At 67.0% G+C, this 18,617-nt stretch carries 20 protein-coding genes; 8 read left to right on the forward strand and 12 right to left on the reverse strand.

Translation table 11 applies throughout. From position 1 onward, the window contains the following. Nucleotides 1-255 precede the first annotated feature (255 nt). Entirely contained in the window at nt 256-2,145 is a 1,890-nt protein-coding gene (gene htpG / locus V3B25_RS12365; RefSeq protein WP_329810781.1) for a molecular chaperone HtpG, read from the forward strand. 325 nt (nt 2,146-2,470) lie between these two features. Here htpG and V3B25_RS12370 read toward each other — a convergent pair whose 3' ends face one another. Then, nucleotides 2,471-2,770, reverse strand: coding sequence for a hypothetical protein (locus V3B25_RS12370; protein ID WP_201118746.1), 300 nt, complete (start codon nt 2,768-2,770; stop codon nt 2,471-2,473). 129 nt (nt 2,771-2,899) lie between these two features. Between V3B25_RS12370 and ftsY the strand changes: the two genes are divergently transcribed. The 3 genes from ftsY (at nt 2,900) to V3B25_RS12385 (ending at nt 5,709) form a co-directional block, all read left to right on the forward strand. Then, nucleotides 2,900-4,228: a signal recognition particle-docking protein FtsY gene (gene ftsY, locus V3B25_RS12375; RefSeq protein ID WP_201118745.1), complete on the forward strand. Its 1,329-nt coding sequence runs from the start codon at nt 2,900-2,902 to the stop codon at nt 4,226-4,228. An 81-nt stretch (nt 4,229-4,309) separates the two neighbouring features. Continuing rightward, complete coding sequence (gene mutY / locus V3B25_RS12380) at nt 4,310-5,434, forward strand: A/G-specific adenine glycosylase (RefSeq protein ID WP_049423543.1); 1,125 nt, start codon at nt 4,310-4,312, stop codon at nt 5,432-5,434. A gap of 5 nt (nt 5,435-5,439) precedes the next feature. Continuing rightward, the gene (locus V3B25_RS12385) at nt 5,440-5,709 is read left to right on the forward strand and encodes an oxidative damage protection protein (RefSeq protein ID WP_049423664.1); all 270 of its coding nucleotides are present in this window, start codon (nt 5,440-5,442) and stop codon (nt 5,707-5,709) included. A gap of 74 nt (nt 5,710-5,783) precedes the next feature. On the opposite strand, the gene V3B25_RS12390 is transcribed toward V3B25_RS12385, so the two are convergent. From V3B25_RS12390 to V3B25_RS12435, 10 genes are all read right to left on the reverse strand, one after another. Then, nucleotides 5,784-6,233 (reverse strand): DUF6491 family protein, encoded by a 450-nt coding sequence (locus tag V3B25_RS12390; protein ID WP_049423541.1) that lies wholly within the window; start codon nt 6,231-6,233, stop codon nt 5,784-5,786. Nucleotides 6,234-6,437: 204 nt separating this feature from the next. Next, nucleotides 6,438-7,151 (reverse strand): lipoprotein-releasing ABC transporter ATP-binding protein LolD, encoded by a 714-nt coding sequence (gene lolD, locus V3B25_RS12395; RefSeq protein ID WP_005409083.1) that lies wholly within the window; start codon nt 7,149-7,151, stop codon nt 6,438-6,440. Continuing rightward, a complete protein-coding gene (locus V3B25_RS12400; RefSeq protein WP_049423538.1) occupies nt 7,144-8,385 on the reverse strand; it encodes a lipoprotein-releasing ABC transporter permease subunit in 1,242 nt (413 codons plus the stop codon). Before V3B25_RS12400 ends, lolD begins: the two co-directional genes overlap by 8 nt. Before the next feature lie 23 nt (nt 8,386-8,408). After that, entirely contained in the window at nt 8,409-8,858 is a 450-nt protein-coding gene (locus tag V3B25_RS12405; protein WP_032128867.1) for a hypothetical protein, read from the reverse strand. Continuing rightward, complete coding sequence (locus tag V3B25_RS12410) at nt 8,809-9,057, reverse strand: succinate dehydrogenase assembly factor 2 (protein WP_286075518.1); 249 nt, start codon at nt 9,055-9,057, stop codon at nt 8,809-8,811. The genes V3B25_RS12405 and V3B25_RS12410 overlap by 50 nt, the downstream gene beginning before the upstream one ends. A 98-nt stretch (nt 9,058-9,155) precedes the next feature. After that, complete coding sequence (locus V3B25_RS12415; protein ID WP_005409079.1) at nt 9,156-9,941, reverse strand: succinate dehydrogenase iron-sulfur subunit; 786 nt, start codon at nt 9,939-9,941, stop codon at nt 9,156-9,158. A gap of 66 nt (nt 9,942-10,007) precedes the next feature. Then, entirely contained in the window at nt 10,008-11,798 is a 1,791-nt protein-coding gene (gene sdhA, locus V3B25_RS12420) for a succinate dehydrogenase flavoprotein subunit (protein ID WP_107432904.1), read from the reverse strand. A gap of 31 nt (nt 11,799-11,829) precedes the next feature. Then, nucleotides 11,830-12,216: a succinate dehydrogenase, hydrophobic membrane anchor protein gene (sdhD, locus tag V3B25_RS12425; protein ID WP_005409077.1), complete on the reverse strand. Its 387-nt coding sequence runs from the start codon at nt 12,214-12,216 to the stop codon at nt 11,830-11,832. Continuing rightward, the gene (gene sdhC, locus V3B25_RS12430) at nt 12,213-12,605 is read right to left on the reverse strand and encodes a succinate dehydrogenase, cytochrome b556 subunit (RefSeq protein WP_024958620.1); all 393 of its coding nucleotides are present in this window, start codon (nt 12,603-12,605) and stop codon (nt 12,213-12,215) included. Before sdhC ends, sdhD begins: the two co-directional genes overlap by 4 nt. Before the next feature lie 56 nt (nt 12,606-12,661). After that, complete coding sequence (locus V3B25_RS12435; RefSeq protein ID WP_005409075.1) at nt 12,662-12,832, reverse strand: DUF1674 domain-containing protein; 171 nt, start codon at nt 12,830-12,832, stop codon at nt 12,662-12,664. Between the two features lie 39 nt (nt 12,833-12,871). Between V3B25_RS12435 and V3B25_RS12440 the strand changes: the two genes are divergently transcribed. Then, nucleotides 12,872-13,747, forward strand: coding sequence for a folate-binding protein (locus tag V3B25_RS12440; RefSeq protein WP_329810783.1), 876 nt, complete (start codon nt 12,872-12,874; stop codon nt 13,745-13,747). A gap of 224 nt (nt 13,748-13,971) precedes the next feature. On the opposite strand, the gene ugpC is transcribed toward V3B25_RS12440, so the two are convergent. Further along, the gene (ugpC, locus tag V3B25_RS12445) at nt 13,972-15,054 is read right to left on the reverse strand and encodes a sn-glycerol-3-phosphate ABC transporter ATP-binding protein UgpC (RefSeq protein ID WP_049423532.1); all 1,083 of its coding nucleotides are present in this window, start codon (nt 15,052-15,054) and stop codon (nt 13,972-13,974) included. A gap of 352 nt (nt 15,055-15,406) precedes the next feature. Here ugpC and zwf point away from each other — a divergent pair, with 352 nt between their 5' ends. From zwf to pgl, 3 genes are read left to right on the forward strand one after another with little or no spacing between them, the layout of a single operon-like run. Then, nucleotides 15,407-16,843, forward strand: coding sequence for a glucose-6-phosphate dehydrogenase (gene zwf / locus V3B25_RS12450; RefSeq protein WP_329810784.1), 1,437 nt, complete (start codon nt 15,407-15,409; stop codon nt 16,841-16,843). Further along, nucleotides 16,840-17,847: a glucokinase gene (glk, locus tag V3B25_RS12455; RefSeq protein WP_049400948.1), complete on the forward strand. Its 1,008-nt coding sequence runs from the start codon at nt 16,840-16,842 to the stop codon at nt 17,845-17,847. Before zwf ends, glk begins: the two co-directional genes overlap by 4 nt. Continuing rightward, the gene (gene pgl, locus V3B25_RS12460) at nt 17,844-18,569 is read left to right on the forward strand and encodes a 6-phosphogluconolactonase (protein ID WP_012510707.1); all 726 of its coding nucleotides are present in this window, start codon (nt 17,844-17,846) and stop codon (nt 18,567-18,569) included. Before glk ends, pgl begins: the two co-directional genes overlap by 4 nt. The last annotated feature ends 48 nt before the right edge of the window (nt 18,570-18,617 follow it).

Here is an 18,617-nt window from a genome sequence, read left to right on the forward strand (position 1 = left end):
CGGTGTGGGTTGGCAGGACCGTTGGCGCCATGGATGGCGCCATCGAGCCCCCAGGGACGGGTTTACGGCGTGTCCTGCCAACCCACACCGCCCCGCCATCTCACGGAATGCCTGCTGTTGCTGTTGCTGTTGCTTCGGCCTCTGCGGGTGCAGGGCGCAGCCCTGCCAGAACAACCCCTTGATTTCGGGACAATCAGCCATACCCCTTGGCGAGGCCGCACGCGCTGGCGCGGCATTGCACACGGAGCCTTATCGATGACCGAGACCACCCAGACCGAAACCCTTGGCTTCCAGACCGAAGTCAAGCAGCTGCTGCAGCTGATGATCCACTCGCTGTACTCCAACAAGGAAATCTTCCTGCGCGAGCTGGTCTCCAACGCCGCCGACGCCGCCGACAAGCTGCGTTTCGAGGCCCTGACCCAGCCGGCCCTGCTGGAAGGCGACAGCGAACTGCGCGTGCGCGTCAGCTTCGACCCCACCGCCCGCACCATCACCATCGAAGACAACGGCATCGGCATGAGCCGCGCCGAAGCCATCGCCCACCTCGGCACGATTGCAAAGTCCGGCACCGGCGATTTCCTGCGCCAGCTGTCCGGCGACCAGAAGAAGGATTCGCAGCTGATCGGCCAGTTCGGCGTCGGCTTCTACAGTGCCTTCATCGTCGCCGACGAAGTGGAAGTGACCTCGCGCCGGGCTGGCCTGGCTGCAGGCGAAGGCGTGCGCTGGACCTCGCGCGGCGAAGGCGATTTCGAAGTCGCCACGATCGACAAGGCCGAGCGCGGCACCCGCATCGTGCTGCACCTGAAGGACGGCGAGCACGACTTCGCCGATGGTTGGCGCCTGCGCAGCATTCTCAAGAAGTATTCGGACCACATCGGCCTGCCGATCCAGATGCCCAAGGAGGGCGAAGACGGCGCTGCCGGCGAGTGGGAGACCGTCAACCGCGCCAGCGCGCTGTGGACCCGCCCGCGCACTGAGATCAGCGACGCCGAGTACACCGAGTTCTACAAGCACGTGGCACACGACCACAGCGATCCGCTGGCGTGGAGCCACAACAAGGTCGAGGGCAAGCTGGAGTACACCTCGCTGCTGTATGTGCCCGGCCGCGCACCGTTCGACCTGTATCACCGCGATGCACCCAAGGGCCTGAAGCTGTACGTGCAGCGCGTGTTCGTGATGGACCAGGCCGAGCAGTTCCTGCCGCTGTACCTGCGCTTCATCAAGGGTGTGGTCGACTCCAACGACCTGTCGCTGAACGTCTCGCGCGAGATCCTGCAGTCCGGCCCGGTCATCGATTCGATGAAGGCGGCGCTGACCAAGCGCTCGCTGGACATGCTGGAAAAGCTGGCCGCCGACAAGCCGGAGCAGTACGCCACGTTCTGGAAGGAATTCGGCCAGGTGCTGAAGGAAGGCCCGGCCGAGGACTACAACAACCGCGAGAAGGTGGCCGGCCTGCTGCGCTTCGCCTCCACCCGTGGCGACGGCGATGCGCAGAGCGTGTCGCTGGCCGACTACCTCGGCCGCATGACCGAAGGCCAGGACAAGATCTACTACCTGACCGGCGAGAGCTACAGCCAGGTGCGCAACAGCCCGCATCTGGAGGTGTTCCGCAAGAAGGGCGTGGAAGTGCTGCTGCTGACCGACCGCATCGACGAGTGGCTGATGGGCTACCTGACCGATTTCGACGGCAAGGGCTTCGTCGACATCGCCCGTGGTGACCTCGACCTGGGCGCGCTGGAAACCGAAGCGGACAAGCAGGAACAGGAAGCGGCGGCCAAGGACAAGCAGGGCCTGGTCGAGCGCCTGAAGACGGTGCTGGGCGATGACGTGGCCGAAGTGCGCGTCTCGCACCGCCTGACCGATTCGCCGGCGGTGCTGGCCATCGGCGAGCAGGACCTGGGCCTGCAGATGCGCCAGATCCTGGAGGCCAGCGGCCAGAAGGTACCGGACAGCAAGCCGGTGCTGGAGATCAACCCGGGCCACCCGCTGATCGCCAAGCTTGATGCCGAAGCCGATGGCGCGCGTTTCGACGACCTTGGCCGGGTGCTGTTCGACCAGGCTGCGCTGGCCGCCGGCGACAGCCTGAAGGACCCGGGTGCCTATGTGGCGCGCCTGAACAAGCTGCTGCTGGAGCTGTCGGTCTGATCGAGGCGGTGGTCGCCGGGCATGGCCTGGCGCTACCGGGTGCTGGTGGATGCCAACCTTGGTTGGCATTCCTGCTTTGGTAGGTGCCAACCTTGGTTGGCACTGCTGCCCTGGTAGAGGCCAACCTTGGTTGGCGCCCCAAAAGCGTGCCAACCAAGGTTGGCACCTACCAGGGCGGGTCGAGCGTGCCGACCAAGGTTGGCACCTACCAGGCTGGGTCGAAGCGTGCCAACCAAGGTTGGCACCTACCAGGGCGGGTCGAGCGTGCCGACCAAGGTTGGCACCCACCAAGGGCGGCGGTTGGCACCTGCCAAAACGGTGTTGCTCAGGCGTCCCGATCCAGCAGTGAGCCCAGCATCTGGTCCTGGCGGCGGATCACCGCAGCATTGGCAGCGAAGGCCACGACCTCGGCTTTCGCGGCCAGCAGATCACCCAGCGGTGCGGCGGCATCGGCGCCGGTGGAAGTCATCGAGGCCTGCACCCCGCCCTGCTCCACTGGACTACGCTGCAGCTGCAGGCGCTGGGCATCCGGGGTCGCCAGGTTGACCACGTTGTGCGCGGCCACCTGCACGCCCTGCTGGGCCGCCTGCATCCCACTGAGAGCAATTCCCATCACGTTGTTCATGGCGGTCTCCGGGCCGCCGTGCGCAGCCCTCCGGACCGGTTAACGGCCGGCAGGCCGCGATGTTGAGTCCACATCGGCCCGACAGGCCCGAGTGGTAGCATATCCCCCTGATTTCAGCGCCTTTTGCCAATGCTCAGTTTTTTCCGCCGCAAGAAGCCCCAGGATGCCCCCGCAGCGGAGGCACCCAAGACCCAGCACTACTCGGCTGAAGAGCTGGCGGCGGCATTCCCGTCGGCCGCGCCGGTCGAGGACAAGGAGCCGGCGCCGGTAGCAGTACCGGCCGAGCCTGTACCGGTCGAGCCGCCCCCAGCAACCGCCGTTCCGGTCGCTGTCGAGCCCACCCCGGTTATTCCGGCCCCAGCCGCACCGGTTCCGGCAGCTCCTGCGCCGACGGCTCAGATCGACGTCGCCCCTATCGCGACTCCGGCCATCGAACCGGCCCCCGTACCGCTGCCTGAGCCCACCCCGGCACCGACACCGGCACCGGTCACCGACGACCTGCCTGCCGCCGCCTCGATCGACGCCGTTCCGGCGCCGGCTGGCAAGCCCGGCTGGCGCGAGCGCCTGCGCAACAGCGTCATCGCGCGCAGCTTTGGTGGCCTGTTCTCGCGCAACCCCAAGCTTGACGACGACCTGCTGGACGAGCTGGAAACCGCACTGATCACCGCCGACGTCGGCGTAGGTGCCACCACCGACCTGGTCGAGGGCCTGCGCAAGCGCATGAAGTCGCGCGAATTCGCTGACGCCAATGCGCTGCTGGCCGCGCTGCGCAGCGAACTGATCGCGATCCTGCGGCCGGTGGCCAAGCCGCTGGTGATCGACCGCACTGCCAAGCCCTTCGTGGTGCTTACCGTCGGCGTCAACGGCGTTGGCAAGACCACCACCATCGGCAAGCTGGCCAAGCGCTTCAAGGACGAGGGCCACAGCCTGATGCTGGCCGCCGGTGACACCTTCCGCGCCGCCGCCGTGGCACAGCTGCAGGCCTGGGGCGAGCGCAATGGCGTGGCCGTGGTCGCGCAGGGGCAGAACGCCGATGCCGCCTCGGTGGCATTCGACGCGCTGCAGGCCGGCAAGGCCCGTGGCACCTCGGTGCTGATCGCCGACACCGCCGGCCGCCTGCATACCCAGTCCGGCCTGATGAACGAGCTGGGCAAGATCCGCCGCGTGCTCGGCAAGATCGACCCCACCGCCCCGCACGAAGTGCTGATGGTGATCGACGGCACCACTGGCCAGAACGCGCTGTCGCAGCTGCGCCAGTTCAATGCCGCAGTGAACGTGACCGGGCTGGTGGTGACCAAGCTGGACGGCACCGCCAAGGGCGGCGTGGTGTTTGCACTGGCCCGCGAGTTCGGCATTCCGATCCGTTTCGCCGGCATCGGCGAGCGCCCGGAAGACCTGCGCGTGTTCGACCCGGAAGCCTTCGTCGACGCCCTGCTGCCCGAAGCGCTGGGCGCCTGATACACCGTGCAGCCACGCATGGCGTGGCTCTACTGCAATCCAGTAGAGCCACCCCACGGGTGGCTCCTCTCTGGAACACCGATGCCCCGCCAGCCGCACGCCAGCGCCGGAACCACGCAGACCGATGGCTTCGTCGCCCACCTGCTGCATTGGTTCGACGACCACGGCCGCCACGACCTGCCCTGGCAGCACCCACGCAGTCCCTACCGGGTCTGGCTGTCGGAAATCATGCTGCAGCAGACCCAGGTGAGTACGGTCATCCCGTATTTCCAGCGGTTCCTGCAGCACTTCCCGACCCTGCCCGACCTTGCCGCAGCCAGCAACGACGCGGTAATGGCGCAGTGGGCCGGGCTCGGCTACTACGCCCGCGCACGCAACCTGCATGCCGCTGCGAAGCGCTGCGTGGAACTGCACGACGGCGACCTGCCGCGTGATTTCGATGCATTGCATGCCCTGCCCGGCATCGGCCGCAGCACCGCCGGTGCGATCCTCAGCCAGGCCTGGAACGACCCGTTCGCGATCCTCGATGGCAACGTCAAGCGGGTGCTCAGCCGTTACCACGGCATCGATGGTTTCCCCGGGCTGCCGGCCATCGAGAAGCAGCTGTGGGCGATCGCCGAGGCGCATGTGGCGCAGGTGCCGGCCGGGCGCATGGCCGACTACACGCAGGCGCAGATGGACCTGGGCGCGACGGTGTGCAGCCGTGCCAAACCGGCCTGCGTGATCTGCCCGTTGCAGGATGACTGCGTGGCACGGCGCGAAGGCCGCACCGCTGAACTACCCACGCCCAAGCCCAGCAAGACCCTGCCCGAGCGCGAGGCCGTTGCGCTGCTGCTGCGCGACGCCCAGCAGCGTGTGCTGCTGCAGAAGCGGCCGGACACCGGCATCTGGGCGCAGTTGTGGACGCTGCCGCAGGCCGATGCCGGCAGCGTGCTGCAGGACTGGTTCGACGTGCACGTCGACGGCTCGCTGGAAGAGGCCGAAGAGCTGCCAGTGCTGCAGCACACCTTCAGCCACTACAAGCTGCATCTGCAGGTATTGTCGCGGCAGGTACACGGACTGCGCGTGGAAGAACCCACGCTGCGCTGGGTCGCCAGCGACGAACTGCACGCGCTGGGCCTACCGGCACCGATCCGCAAACTGCTCGACGGCGCAACGATCAAGACGCCGAAACGAAATTCCAAGAAACCCCGCAACCACGAGTGAATGCCATGTCCCGAACCGTCTTCTGCCAGTACGAACAACGCGATGCCGAGGGCCTGGACTTCGTGCCCTACCCCGGCGAACTGGGCCAGCGCATCTTCAACAACATCGGCAAGCAGGCCTGGGCTGCGTGGCTGGCGCACCAGACCATGCTGATCAACGAGAACCGCCTGTCGCCGCGTACGCCGGAACATCGCGCGTTCCTTGAAGGCGAACTGGTCAAGTTCCTGTTCGAGAAGGACGCGCAAAAGCCGGCCGGCTTCACTCCGGAAGCCTGACGCACAGGTAGTGGCGGGTGCTGGCCGGCAACCTGGCATCTGCGCGATGCCGGCCAGCGGCCGGCACTACCGCGCTATTTCGTGCTTTCCTCGCGCTCCTGCACCTGCGCCTGGCGCAGCTCCTGCTCGGAGGCGCGCAGCGCCTTCACGTCCAGCTTGCGGATGCTGTCGATGAAGCACGGCATGCGCGGGCCACCGGCAGGGTCCCGCACCAGCACCTTGTCGAAGCGCGCCGAAACACGGTTCATCTGGCTGGTCAGGCCGATGGCGGTGGCATACGGCAGGTCCTGGCAGGGACCCCTCAATTCCAGCAGATAGGCCTCGCTGGGACGCGTCCACACCGCCAGCGCGTTGTCACCCAGTTCGGTCCAGCCGTTGAGGCTGCCGAAGAACTGCATGTCGTTCTGAGGCGCGCCGGCATGGGCACGGTACAGGTCAAGTTTCTCGGCAGAGCTGAGCCGGCCGGTGGTCGCGCAGGCGGCCAGCGCCAGGCAGAGTCCGGCCATCAGGATCGGGGTCTTCATGGCGATCTCCTCGGGGAACTGTCGCCATCATGCGCCTGCGCAGACAACGCCGGCGCGAAAGCCAGTACCCCATTCAGCAGCCGGTCGGCGGTCGCCCCAAGCAGGCCCAAGGCTCCGGATTCCGGTAGTCGCCAACCTTGGTTGGTGCTTGCCCTGCAAGAGCAGCCGACCAAGGTCGGCTTCCACCAAAGCGGGCCCAGCGCCTCAGACGTCGGCGTGGGCCAGCGCGTGCAGGCGCCCCTCGCGCAGCTCCAGCACCCGGTCCAGGCGCCGTGCCAGGCTGCGGTCGTGGGTCACCAACACCAGGCTGGTATGCCGCGCACGATTCAGTTCCAGCATCAGCTCGAACACCGTCGCCGCGGTGCGGTCATCGAGGTTGCCGGTCGGCTCGTCCCCGAGCACGCAGGCCGGATGATTGACCAGCGCACGCGCCACTGCGGCACGCTGGCGTTCGCCACCGGACAGTTCGCCGGGCTTGTGGTCCAGGCGATGGCCAAGGCCGACCGCTTCCAGCAGCGTGGTGGCCCGGCTGCTCGCCTCGGCCACTGCAGTACCGGCCAGCAGCACCGGCATCATCACGTTTTCCAGCGCGGTGAACTCAGGCAGCAGGTGGTGGAACTGGTAGACGAAGCCCAGCGCCTGGTTGCGCAGCAGGCCGCGCGCGGTATCGGACAGCGCTGACATGCGCTGGCCGGTCACATAGACCTCGCCGGCGGTCGGAATGTCCAGGCCACCCAGCAGGTGCAGCAGCGTACTCTTGCCGGCACCGGAAGCACCGATGATCGCCACCGTTTCGCCGGCGGTCACGGTCAGGTCCAGGCCATCGAACACCGGGGTCTGCATGCGCCCTTCGGCGTAGGTCTTGCCCAGTGCTTCGGCGCGGATCACTTCATCGCCGCGGTTGAAGACCTTATTCATAACGCAGGGCCTCCGCCGGCTGGGTGCGTGCTGCCCGCCAGGCGGGATACAGGGTGGCCAGGAAGCTCATCAGCAGCGCGACCACGGTGATCGCCACCACGTCGCCGGTCTGCATGTCGGTCGGCAGGCCGGTGATGTAGTACACATCCTCCGGCATCAGCTTGACGTTGAACACACTCTCGATGGCACCCAGGATGCGCTCCAGGTTGAGTGTGAGGGTGATGCCACCGAGCAGGCCGGCCAGCGTGCCGAAGATGCCGATCAGCGAGCCCTGCACCATGAACACCTGCATCACCCCGCCCGGGGTCAGGCCGAGCGTGCGCAGGATGGCGATGTCGGCCTGCTTGTCAGTGACCAGCATCACCTGCGAGGACACCAGGTTGAACGCGCCCATGGCGATGATCAGCGACAGCAGGATGCCCATCACCACCTTCTCCATGCGCAGCGAGTGGTAGAGGTTGGCGTTCTGCTGGGTCCAGTCACTCACGCGGTACGCACCACCGAGGTTCTGCGCGAGGTCCACGCCCACTTCCAGCGAGCGGTCCATGTCGTGCAGCTTCAGCCGCACGCCGGTGGCGCCATCGGAACGCAGCACGCGCTCCAGGTCCTTCATGTTGGCGAAGCCGACGCCGCGGTCGACCTCGTTGTAGCCGGCCTCGAAGATGCCGCTGACGGTGAAGCGTTTCATCCGTGGCACCGCACCGGCAGGCGTGCCCTGCACTTCGGCGAAGGTCACCAGCACCTGGTCGCCGACATCAACGCCCAGCCAGATCGCCAGTTCCTTGCCCAGAAGCAGGTTGAAGCTGCCCGGCGTGAGGCTGCCATAGCTGCCCTTGGTGACCTTCTTGTCGATCACCGATACCTTCGGCTCCAGCGCCGGATCGATGCCCTGGATGATCGCGCCCTGCACGCGCGGGCCGCTGATCATCGACTGGATCTCGATGTACGGCGCAGCACCGGCCACGCGCGGGTCCTTGCGGGCCACGTCGACCACGCGCATCCAGTCCGGCATCGGCTCGCCGTCGCGGCTGATGGTGGTGTGCGCGGTCATCTGCAGCAGGCGGCTGCGGATTTCCTTCTGGAAACCGCTCATCACGGCCAGGGTGGTGATCAGCACCGTGACGCCGAGCGCGATGCCCAGGATCGATGCCATCGAGATGAAGGAGATGAAGCCGTTGCGGCGCTTGGCGCGCAGGTAGCGCAGGCCAATGGCCACGGGAATGGGTTTGAACATGCAGGCACGCCGGTCAATTCAGCTTATGGTGCCATCGACCGGGGCCTACGGGAAACGCCACGTGCGGCCACGGCCAGTCGCAGTTCACGTCGCTGCCCGGAATCGAGCACATCCGGCCAGAACAGCAGGCGCCGGCGGCGCCGATCCTCACGCCAGAGCAACAACAGCCATGGGCCACGCACGACCAGCTGGGGTGCATCGGCGTCCTGCCCGGCCACCTGCAGCGGCTCGGGCGGTGCCGGCAGAAGCACCTGCACGCGCGGCCTGCGCTGTCGCCAGGCCAGTTCGGCCAACCCGATGACCCAGGCCAGCACCACCGCGGGCATCAGCAACCGTGAAGGCAGATCCGATGCGCGCAGCAGCCAGGGCGCAGCCAGCAGCACCGCCAACTGGGCGGCGGCCTGCAGCCGTGAGGGGCGCCACTCAAGGCTTGAGGGCGAGGATCTTCTGCATGAGGGGGATCGCGTGCGCATGCGGGCAGGCCTCGTAGCCCATGAACCAGCGCCACAACCTATCGTCCTCGCAGTCGAGCAGGAACAGGAAAACCTCGCGCTCTTCGGTCGGCGCAGTGCTCCATTCGTGGTCCAGGTAGCGACCGAACAGCTGGTCCAGCTCACGCATGCCGCGGCGGCAACGCCAGCGCAGCTTCTTCAGCAGAACGTCTTCTTCCATCATGTTTCTCCAGATACAGCAAAGCCACGCATGGCGTGGCTCTACTGGGGTGGCACAGCCACGCGTGGCGTGGCTCTACCGGGTACAGCCAGGCCTGATCAGGCGCGGCGTTCCATCATCAGCTTCTTGATCTCGGCGATCGCCAGCGCCGGGTTCAGGCCCTTCGGGCAGGTCCGGGCGCAGTTCATGATGGTGTGGCAGCGGTACAGCTTGAACGGATCTTCCAGATCGTCCAGGCGCGCACCGGTGTCCTCATCGCGCGAGTCGATGATCCAGCGGTAGGCCTGCAGCAGGATCGCCGGGCCCAGGTAACGCTCGCCGTTCCACCAGTAGCTCGGGCAGCTGGTCGAGCAGCAGGCGCACAGGATGCACTCGTACAGGCCGTCCAGCTTCTTGCGGTCTTCCGGCGACTGCAGGCGCTCACGATCCGGCGGTGCCGGAGTCTGGGTGCGGATCCACGGCTTGATCGAGGCGTACTGCGCGTAGAAGTGGGTCAGGTCCGGAACCAGATCCTTGACCACGTTCATGTGCGGCAACGGGTAGATCGGCACTTCCTTCTTGCCGCAGTCCGAGATGGCTCGGGTGCAGGCCAGGGTGTTGGTGCCGTCGATGTTCATCGCGCACGAACCACAGATACCTTCGCGGCAGGAGCGGCGGAAGGTCAGGGTCGGGTCGATCTCGTTCTTGATCTTGATCAGGGCGTCCAGGACCATCGGGCCACAGGCGTCCAGATCGACTTCATAGGTATCGGTGCGCGGGTTGCTGTCGTCGTCCGGACTCCAGCGGTAGATCTTGAAGGTGCGCACGTTCTTGCCGCCGTTCTTGACGGGGAAGTGCTTGCCCTTCGTGATCTTGGAATTCTTGGGGAGTGAAAACTCGGCCATGGCTGCTCTCGTTGGCTCAGGCGGCCCGCGCCCGTGGGCGCGGATTGCATGGTAGGCGGGGTCGGATCAGTACACGCGCGGCTTCGGCGGCACCACGGACACGTCGTCGGTCAACGTGTACATGTGCACCGGACGGTAGTCGAAGCTGCACTTGCCCTTCTCGTCGACGCTGACCAGGGTGTGCTTCTGCCAGTTGACGTCGTCGCGGTCCGGATAGTCCTCGTGCGCATGCGCGCCGCGGCTTTCCTTGCGCTGTTCGGCCGAGTTGATCGTCGCCACCGCGTTGAGCAGCAGGTTGTTCAGCTCGTAGGTCTCGATCAGGTCCGAGTTCCAGACCAGCGAACGGTCGGAGACCTTCACGTCCTGGAACGAGTCGAAGATCTTGTCCATCTTCTCGCAGCCTTCCTTCAGCGTCTGGCTGGTGCGGAAGACCGCCGCGTCGGCCTGCATGGTGCGCTGCATGCGATCGCGGATGACCGAGGTCGGGGTATCGCCGTTGGCGTGGCGCAGCTTGTCCAGCAGGCCCAGCGCCTTGTCGCAGGCATCGGCCGCCAGCGGCTTGTGCGACGCGCCCGGCTTGATGGTCTCGGCGCAGCGGTTGGCCACCGCACGACCGAACACCACCAGGTCCAGCAGCGAGTTCGAGCCCAGGCGGTTGGCGCCGTGCACGGACACGCAGGCCGCTTCACCGATGGCGTACAGGCCCGGCACCACCGCATCCGGGTTGTCGCCGACCTTGCGCACGACTTCGCCGTGGTAGTTGGTCGGGATGCCACCCATGTTGTAGTGCACGGTCGGGATGACCGGGATCGGCTGCTTGTGCACGTCGACGCCGGCGAAGATGCGGGCGCTCTCGGCGATGCCCGGCAGCTTCTCGTCGATCACGCCCGGGCCGAGGTGGGTCAGGTCGAGCAGGATGTGGTCCTTGTGCTCGCCGACGCCGCGGCCTTCGCGGATCTCGATGGTCATCGAACGGCTGACCACGTCGCGCGAGGCCAGGTCCTTGTAGTGCGGTGCGTAGCGCTCCATGAAGCGCTCGCCGCTGCTGTTGCGCAGGATGCCGCCTTCACCGCGGACACCCTCGGTGATCAGGCAGCCGGCGCCGTAGATGCCGGTCGGGTGGAACTGCACGAACTCCATGTCCTGCATGGCGATGCCGGCACGCATGGCCAGGCCGCCACCGTCGCCGGTGCAGGTGTGCGCCGAGGTGGCGCTGAAGTAGGCACGGCCGTAACCGCCGGTGGCCAGCACCACGCCCTGGGCGCGGAACAGGTGCAGGGTGCCGTCGGACATGTCCAGGGCCAGCACGCCGCGGCAGGCGCCTTCCTCGTCGAAGATCAGGTCGAGCGCGAAGTACTCGATCATGAAGCGCGCATCGTGCTTCAGCGACTGCTGGTACAGGGTGTGCAGCATCGCGTGGCCGGTACGGTCGGCCGCCGCGCAGGTACGCTGCGCCGCCGGGCCTTCGCCGTACTTGGTGGTCATGCCACCGAACGGACGCTGGTAGATCTTGCCTTCGGCGGTGCGCGAGAACGGCACGCCGTAGTGTTCGAGCTCGATGATGGCCGGGATGGCCTCACGGCACATGTATTCGATGGCGTCCTGGTCGCCCAGCCAGTCCGAACCCTTGATGGTGTCGAAGAAGTGGTAGCGCCAGTCGTCCTCGCCCATGTTGGCGAGTGCGGCCGAGATACCGCCCTGGGCGGCAACGGTGTGCGAACGGGTCGGGAAGACCTTGGTCAGGCACACGGTCTGCAGGCCCTTGGCGGCCAGGCCGAACGTGGCGCGCAGGCCGGCGCCGCCGGCGCCGACCACGACCATGTCGTACTTGTGTTCGGTGATCTTGTAAGCGGACATCTAATCTGGATTCCTGTGTTGGTGCCTGGGCTCAGGCAACGCCGAGGGCGATGCGGCCCACCGCAAACACACTGACGATCATGCCGAGCACGGCGACGAACTTCACCGCGGTCTGCAGCACCAGAGCCAGCAGCGATTCGTGGATGTAGTCTTCCAGCACGACCTGCATGCCGAGCTGCGCGTGCCAGAACATGGCGATCAGCAGGCCGATCAGCGGCACCGCATTCCACGGCTTGGCCACGGCAGCGGCGGCAGTCGCGTAATCCGAGCCCAGCAGGCCCAGCACGAAGACCAGGAACCAGATGCCCAGCACCACCAGGGCGGCGGCGGTCAGGCGCTGGTGCACGAAGTGCTCGGTGCCGGTCTTGGCCGAACCGAGGCCGCGCACGTTCTTCAACGGGGTACGGAACTTGCTCACGCGGCACCTCCGAACATCACATAGGCCCACACCAGCAGGGTGATCACCAGGCTGCCGATGACCGACAGCCAGCTGCTGCGGATGAAGGCGGGGATGCTGAAGCCGATGGCGAAGTCCTGCACCACGTGGCGGATGCCATTGCACAGGTGATAGGCGAACGACCATGTCCACGCGAACAGGAACACGCGGCCATACCAGGCCCCGGCATGGCCGGTGAAGCAGTTCCAGGACTCGGGCCCCATCATCAGGGCCAGCAGGCCGGCAGCGATGATGAGGGCACCAACAGACAGAAAGACGCCAGTGGCTCGATGCAGGATCGAGGTGGCCATCTGAATCTGCCAGCGATACACCTGAAGGTGCGGGGAAAGTGGGCGTTGTCTGGTCGCCATTCGCTGGGCTCGTTGTCTCGGCTGGGCGGCACGTGGCCGCGTTGGCTCAATGCTGATCAGAAATCGATGCAGCGTCCGTTTTTCTCCCAATCGCCATACCGCACCGGATCGAGTCCGCCGCGGCCGCCGAATTCCTCTGCTTTTTCCTGTTCCACGGGCACGGGTGCCGCGGGGACCAGCGGGGCTTCAGATTCGTCGTCGGGAGTGGGGGTTGTTTGGCCTATCATGTTCGGTCTCGCAACGCACAAATTTTAGACCTCGTTCACGTGCCTGACAACCTGCCCCCTGCTTTCGTCGGATATCCGCGCCTGCCCGGCCACCAGCTGCTGAGCCTGCAGGGCCCGGATGCGGCCGTCTTCGCCCACGCTCAGTTCAGCAGCGATGTCACCGCCCTGCCCCTGCTGCACTGGCAGTGGAGCGCCTGGTTGAGCGCCAAGGGCCGCACTCTGGCGGTGTTCCAGCTGCTTCGACTGGCGGACGACCACGTGATGCTGGTGCTGGCCGACGGTGATGCCGATGCGATTGCGTCGCAACTGCAGCGCTTCGTGTTCCGCCGCAAGGTAAAGGTGCAGGTGCGCAGCGATCTGGCCGTGGCCGGTGCGTTCACCGCGCCCGAGGCCGCCAGCGGCGCCGCGATCGCGCATGCTGCAGGTGACGGCTGGGAGCTGGACCTTGGCAGCGACGCCCTGCCGCGCACCCTGCGCATCGGCACGGCAGATGCCTTTGCCGCCGGCAGCGACACCGATGAGGCCGCTTTCGCCCTGGCCTGGCGCCAGGCCGACCTGCGCTACGGGTTGCCGCGGCTGGAGGAAAGCCAGCGCGAAGTGTGGACGCCACAGCAGCTGGGCCTGGACCGCCTGAACGGCTACAGCGTGAAGAAGGGCTGCTATCCCGGCCAGGAAATCGTCGCCCGCACCCACTTCCTCGGCAAAGCCAAGCGCGCGGTGCAGCTGCTGCATACCGCGGCACCGGCGCAGGCCGGCGATGGCGTGCAGCAGGATGGCGCAGCGCTGGGCACGATTGCCTGCGTGGCTGGTGACCTGGCGTTGGCGGTGCTCCCACTGGAGGCCGGCGACACCGAGCTGCAGGTAGGCGGCGCCGCCGCGCAGCGCGTGCCGCTGCTGGATGGGTTGGCACGCTGAATCTGAAGGGCTCTCATCCACGCATGGCGTGGATCTAGTGACCGACCCGGTGGGTGCGGACCGTTGGTCCGCACGCCTGAAATGGTAGTGCCGGGGGGGGGGGGGGGCCCCGGCGGGCGGGGGGGGGGGGGGGGGGGGGCGGGCGGGGGCGCGGGGCGCCGCCCGCGCCCGGCCCGCACCCCCCGTGGGCTTGGCCGGCCCCCCCGCCCCCCCGGCACTACCCCTTACAGGCGCGCGCCGGTTTCCGGATTGAAGAAATGCAGGCCCTGCGGGTGGATCGCCACGCGGATCTGCTCGCCCACATCGGGCAGCGCCTGCGGCGCTACGCGCATGGTCAGCGCGTGCTGGCCACTGCTCAGGTTGACGAAGATCTCGTTACCGACCGGTTCGATGCCTTCAATGCGTGCGACGAACGCATGCGCATCGTCGGCGGCCGCCGGCTGCAGGTGTTCCGGACGCACGCCCACCGCGATCGGCTTCTGCAGCCAGGCCGGATCGATGGTGGCCTGGCCCAGCGGTGCACGCCACTCACCATCGACCACGGTCACGCCACCGGCATCGCCCTGCAGCGTACCGCGCAGCACGTTCATCGCCGGGCTGCCGAGGAAGCCGGCCACGAACAGGTTGGCGGGGCGATCGTACAGCGCCATCGGCGTATCGATCTGCTGGATGACGCCATCCTTCAGCACCACGATGCGCTGGCCCAGGGTCATCGCTTCGACCTGGTCGTGCGTCACGTAGATCATGGTGGTGCCCAGCTTGCGGTGCAGCTGCGCGATCTCGGTACGCACGCTGTGGCGCAGCTTGGCATCCAGGTTGGACAGCGGTTCGTCGAGCAGGAACACCGCCGGCTCGCGCACCAGCGCACGGCCCAGCGCGACACGCTGGCGCTGGCCACCGGACATCGCCTTGGGCAGCTTGTCCATCATCTCGGTCAGGCCCAGCGTCTGCGCCGCCTCGGCGATGCGCTTGTCGATGGTCGCCTTGTCATGCCCGCGCAGCTTCAGGCCGAAGGCCAGGTTCTCGGCCACGGTCATATGCGGGTACAGCGCGTAGCTCTGGAACACCATTGCGATGTCGCGGTCCTTCGGCGCCACGTCGTTGACCACGCGATCACCGATGGTCAGCGTGCCGCCACTGATCTCCTCCAGGCCAGCCACCATCCGCAGCAGGGTCGACTTGCCACAGCCGGACGGACCGACCAGCACCATCAGCTCGCCATCGGCGACCTCGAAGCTGGCGTCCTTCACCGCGACCTGGCCGTTGTCATAGACCTTGCGCACACCCTGCAACTGCACTTTTGCCATATCACCTATCCGGTCCGCCCGAAGCCGGGCTGTCTTTTGGGACTGCCTCGGCCCTCCCGATGGCAGTGATGATTGCGCGCCTGCCGCATGACGGCGAGCACTGCAATCGAATACAGTTGCCCATTCTGCCATGTAAACGTTTTCACGTGGCACTATCCGATGATCGGTGCGCACCGATCTGCGTCGGCGGTTGAACGAAGGTTCCGCCGAGGCAGTGGTTTCGAATGGAACGGTCTTCCGCTACCCCGGAGATCGCCCCTGACGAACCTCGGACAGGCAGTTGCGCGGATGTCCCCCGAACCCAGCCATGAAGCGATTGACAACGATGTCACCCGGATCTGAAACTCGAGCGATGCACGACACCCTCTTCCTGTTCGGTGCCACAGGTGATCTGGCCCAGCGCTACCTGTTCCCTTCGCTGCTTCGCCTGCTTGGCGACGGCCTGCTGCCGGAGGATTTCCGCATCCGCGCGCTGGCCCTGTCCGGGCATGACACCGAAGCCTTCCATGACATCCTGCGGCCGCGACTGCAACAGGCCATGCCGATGGCCACGCAGGAAGACATCGGCGCCCTGCTGCGCCGCATCGACTACCGTTCGGTGGACCTGCGCGACGTCGACTCGGTGGCCGCCGCGGTCTCCGACCTGGTGCACCGCAAGTGCGTCAGCTACCTGGCCATTCCGCCGGGCCTGTACATCTCCACCTGCGAAGGCCTGGCCAAGGGTGGCGCCCTCGCCGCACCGGCACGCCTGATGCTGGAGAAGCCGATCGGCAGCGACAGCGAGAGCGCCGAGGAAATCATCAGCACCATCGGCCAGTGGATCGACGAGGACCGCGTGTTCCGCCTCGACCACTACCTGGGCAAGGCCGCAGTGCAGAACCTGATCGCGCTGCGCTTCGGCAACACGCTGCTGGAAGCGGTGTGGAACCGCAACTACATCGAATCGGTGCACATCCTTGTGGCCGAGAGCGAAGGCGTGGATGGCCGCGACGCCTACTACGCCCGCTCCGGCGCGCTGCGCGACATGGTGCAGAGCCACATCCTGCAGCTGCTGTGCATGGTGGCGATGGAGCCGCCGGCCTCGCTGGAAGCCGACCGCATCCGCGACGAGAAGGTCAAGGTGCTGCGCGCCCTGCGCCCGCTCGATGCCAAGCACGCCGCGCGTGACAGCATCCGCGGCCGCTACACCGCCGGTACCATCAACGGCCAGCCGGCCCAGGCCTACCAGCCGCCGGAAGGCAGCGACGTGGAGACCTTCGCCGGGGTCACCGCGCATATCGACAACTGGCGCTGGAGCGGCGTGCCGTTCCACCTGGTCACCGGCAAGCGCCTGCCCGAACGCACCACCCGCGTGGTGGTCACGCTGAAGCCGGTCACCCACTGGCTGTTCGAGCGCCCGCAGCGCGCGCAGGCCGCACCGAACCGCCTGGTGTTCCAGCTGCAGCCGCAGGAAAACATCGAACTGGGCCTGATGAGCAGCCTGGCCGGCCCGGAATGGGGCGCGCTGGAGCTGCATCCGCTGGAACTGGAACTGTCGGTGCCGACTGGCCTGCACCGCCGCATCGCCTACGAACGCCTGTTCCTGGATGCCTTCAACGGCAACCACACGCTGTTCGTGCGCGATGACGAAGTGCGCGCCGCCTGGGCGTGGATCGACAGCGTCGCCGACGCCTGGAAGGATGCCAAGCTGCCGCTGGAACCCTACCCCGCCGGCCAGTGGGGCCCGGCCAACGCGGGCGAGTTCCTGCCGCAGGGCGTGGACGCGCCGGACAGCGGAGCGTCGGCATGAGTGCCAGCTCGCAGCCGGTGCTGGTCGCCGACATCGGCGGTACCAACGCCCGCTTCGCCCTGGCCGACACCTCGCAGGACGCACCGCTGCAGAAGGACAGCATCCGCGAGTACGCAGTGGCGGAGTTCCCGTCGCTGGGTGATGCCGCGCGCCACCATCTGGAACAGATCGGCGCCACGGCCAGCCGCGGCGTGTTCGCGGTGGCCGGTCGCGTCGACGGTGACGAAGCGCGCATCACCAACCACCCGTGGGTGATCTCGCGCAGCCGCACCGCCGCCATGCTCGGCTTCAACGAACTGCACCTGATCAACGACTTCGCCGCACAGGCGATGGCGATTTCGCTGCTGCAGCCCGATGACGTGGTCCAGGTCGGCGGTGCCGCCTGGGTGCCGGGCAAACCCGGCCAGCCGCGCAACTACGCGGTGATCGGGCCGGGTACGGGCCTGGGTGTCGGTGGCCTGATCCTGCGCCACGGCCGCTGCTACCCGCTGGAAACCGAAGGCGGCCATGTCAGCTTCCCGCCGGGAACCCCGGAGGAGATCCGCATCCTGGAGATCCTGTCCGAACAGTTCGGCCGCGTCTCCAACGAGCGCCTGATCTGCGGCCCTGGCCTGGTCAACATCCATCGCGCCGTATGCGAGATGGCCGGCATCGATCCGGGCCAACTGCAGCCGGTGGACGTGACCGCCCGCGCCCTGCATGGTGACCCGCAGGCGATGCGCACCGTCGATGTGTTCTGCGCCGTGTTCGGCGCCATCGCAGGCGACCTGGTGCTGACCCAGGGCGCGTGGGACGGCGTGTTCCTGACCGGCGGGCTGACCCCGAAGATGCTCGATTCGCTGCAGCACTCCGGGTTCCGCCAGCGCTTCGAACACAAGGGCCGCTTCTCCTCGATCATGGCGCGGGTGCCCTCGTTGGCCGTGATGCACCCCCACGCCGGACTACTGGGCGCCGCCGCCTATGCCGCCGACGCCGAACGTGACGCACCTGGAGTTGCCGCATGAGCCCCACCACCTTCCACGACGACCGCATCGAGTTCATCCAGCACGGCGATGCCGATGGCTGGATCGAGGCGGTGGCCGCCGAGATGGCGCAGACCCTCAACCACGACATCAACGAAGTGGGCCGCGCCCGCATCCTGTTGTCTGGCGGCACCACGCCGGCACCGGTGTACCAGGCGCTGGCCGAACTGGACGTGCACTGGGACCGCGTGGAAGTGAGCCTGGCCGATGAGCGCTGGCTGTCGCCGCAGGATCGCGACAGCAATGCCTGGCTGGTGCGCGAGAATCTGCTCAAGCGCGCCGAAGGTGCCCACTTCGATCCGCTGGTGCGGATCGGCAAGCCGCTGCCGGAATGCGTGTACACCGCCAACCTGCAGGCGCAGCACAGCCAGCCGCCGAGCCTGGTGGCGCTGGGCATGGGCAACGACGGCCACACCGCCTCGCTGTTCCCGGGCTCGAAGGACCTGGCCCGCGCACTGGAAAGCACCCTGCCCTACGCGGCGCTGGATGCCACCGGCTGCCCGGGCGCGAACCAGTGGCCGCTGCGCATCACGCTGACCCCGCATGGCCTGCGCCAGTGCCGCCAGCGCCTGCTGCTGCTGCGCGGCAAGCAGAAGTTGCAGGTACTGCGCCAGGCGCTGGACAGCAATGACGCCCAGCAGTACCCCATCCTCAATGCGATCAACCTGGAAGGCGCGCGCCTGCGCGTCCACTGGGCTGATTGATGTTGGCGGCGGCACCGTGCCGCCGCTTGCCTCTCGCCACCACGAACG

The organism is Stenotrophomonas sp. SMYL8 (assembly GCF_036320065.1).
Taxonomy (GTDB): Bacteria; Pseudomonadota; Gammaproteobacteria; order Xanthomonadales; family Xanthomonadaceae; genus Stenotrophomonas; species Stenotrophomonas maltophilia_A.

What these genes read in the sequence shown, in the direction of transcription:
- zwf (WP_329810784.1), top strand. Translation starts at nt 15,407, where the DNA reads ATGCACGACACCCTCTTCCTGTTCGGTGCCACAGGTGATCTGGCCCAG.
- V3B25_RS12370 (WP_201118746.1), bottom strand. Translation starts at nt 2,770, where the DNA reads ATGAACAACGTGATGGGAATTGCTCTCAGTGGGATGCAGGCGGCCCAG.
- sdhC (WP_024958620.1), bottom strand. Translation starts at nt 12,605, where the DNA reads ATGGCGACCAGACAACGCCCACTTTCCCCGCACCTTCAGGTGTATCGC.
- V3B25_RS12390 (WP_049423541.1), bottom strand. Translation starts at nt 6,233, where the DNA reads ATGAAGACCCCGATCCTGATGGCCGGACTCTGCCTGGCGCTGGCCGCC.
- V3B25_RS12400 (WP_049423538.1), bottom strand. Translation starts at nt 8,385, where the DNA reads ATGTTCAAACCCATTCCCGTGGCCATTGGCCTGCGCTACCTGCGCGCC.
- htpG (WP_329810781.1), top strand. Translation starts at nt 256, where the DNA reads ATGACCGAGACCACCCAGACCGAAACCCTTGGCTTCCAGACCGAAGTC.
- pgl (WP_012510707.1), top strand. Translation starts at nt 17,844, where the DNA reads ATGAGCCCCACCACCTTCCACGACGACCGCATCGAGTTCATCCAGCAC.
- ugpC (WP_049423532.1), bottom strand. Translation starts at nt 15,054, where the DNA reads ATGGCAAAAGTGCAGTTGCAGGGTGTGCGCAAGGTCTATGACAACGGC.
- lolD (WP_005409083.1), bottom strand. Translation starts at nt 7,151, where the DNA reads ATGAATAAGGTCTTCAACCGCGGCGATGAAGTGATCCGCGCCGAAGCA.
- sdhA (WP_107432904.1), bottom strand. Translation starts at nt 11,798, where the DNA reads ATGTCCGCTTACAAGATCACCGAACACAAGTACGACATGGTCGTGGTC.
- V3B25_RS12385 (WP_049423664.1), top strand. Translation starts at nt 5,440, where the DNA reads ATGTCCCGAACCGTCTTCTGCCAGTACGAACAACGCGATGCCGAGGGC.
- ftsY (WP_201118745.1), top strand. Translation starts at nt 2,900, where the DNA reads ATGCTCAGTTTTTTCCGCCGCAAGAAGCCCCAGGATGCCCCCGCAGCG.
- glk (WP_049400948.1), top strand. Translation starts at nt 16,840, where the DNA reads ATGAGTGCCAGCTCGCAGCCGGTGCTGGTCGCCGACATCGGCGGTACC.
- mutY (WP_049423543.1), top strand. Translation starts at nt 4,310, where the DNA reads ATGCCCCGCCAGCCGCACGCCAGCGCCGGAACCACGCAGACCGATGGC.
- V3B25_RS12410 (WP_286075518.1), bottom strand. Translation starts at nt 9,057, where the DNA reads ATGGAAGAAGACGTTCTGCTGAAGAAGCTGCGCTGGCGTTGCCGCCGC.
- V3B25_RS12415 (WP_005409079.1), bottom strand. Translation starts at nt 9,941, where the DNA reads ATGGCCGAGTTTTCACTCCCCAAGAATTCCAAGATCACGAAGGGCAAG.
- V3B25_RS12435 (WP_005409075.1), bottom strand. Translation starts at nt 12,832, where the DNA reads ATGATAGGCCAAACAACCCCCACTCCCGACGACGAATCTGAAGCCCCG.
- V3B25_RS12405 (WP_032128867.1), bottom strand. Translation starts at nt 8,858, where the DNA reads ATGCGCACGCGATCCCCCTCATGCAGAAGATCCTCGCCCTCAAGCCTT.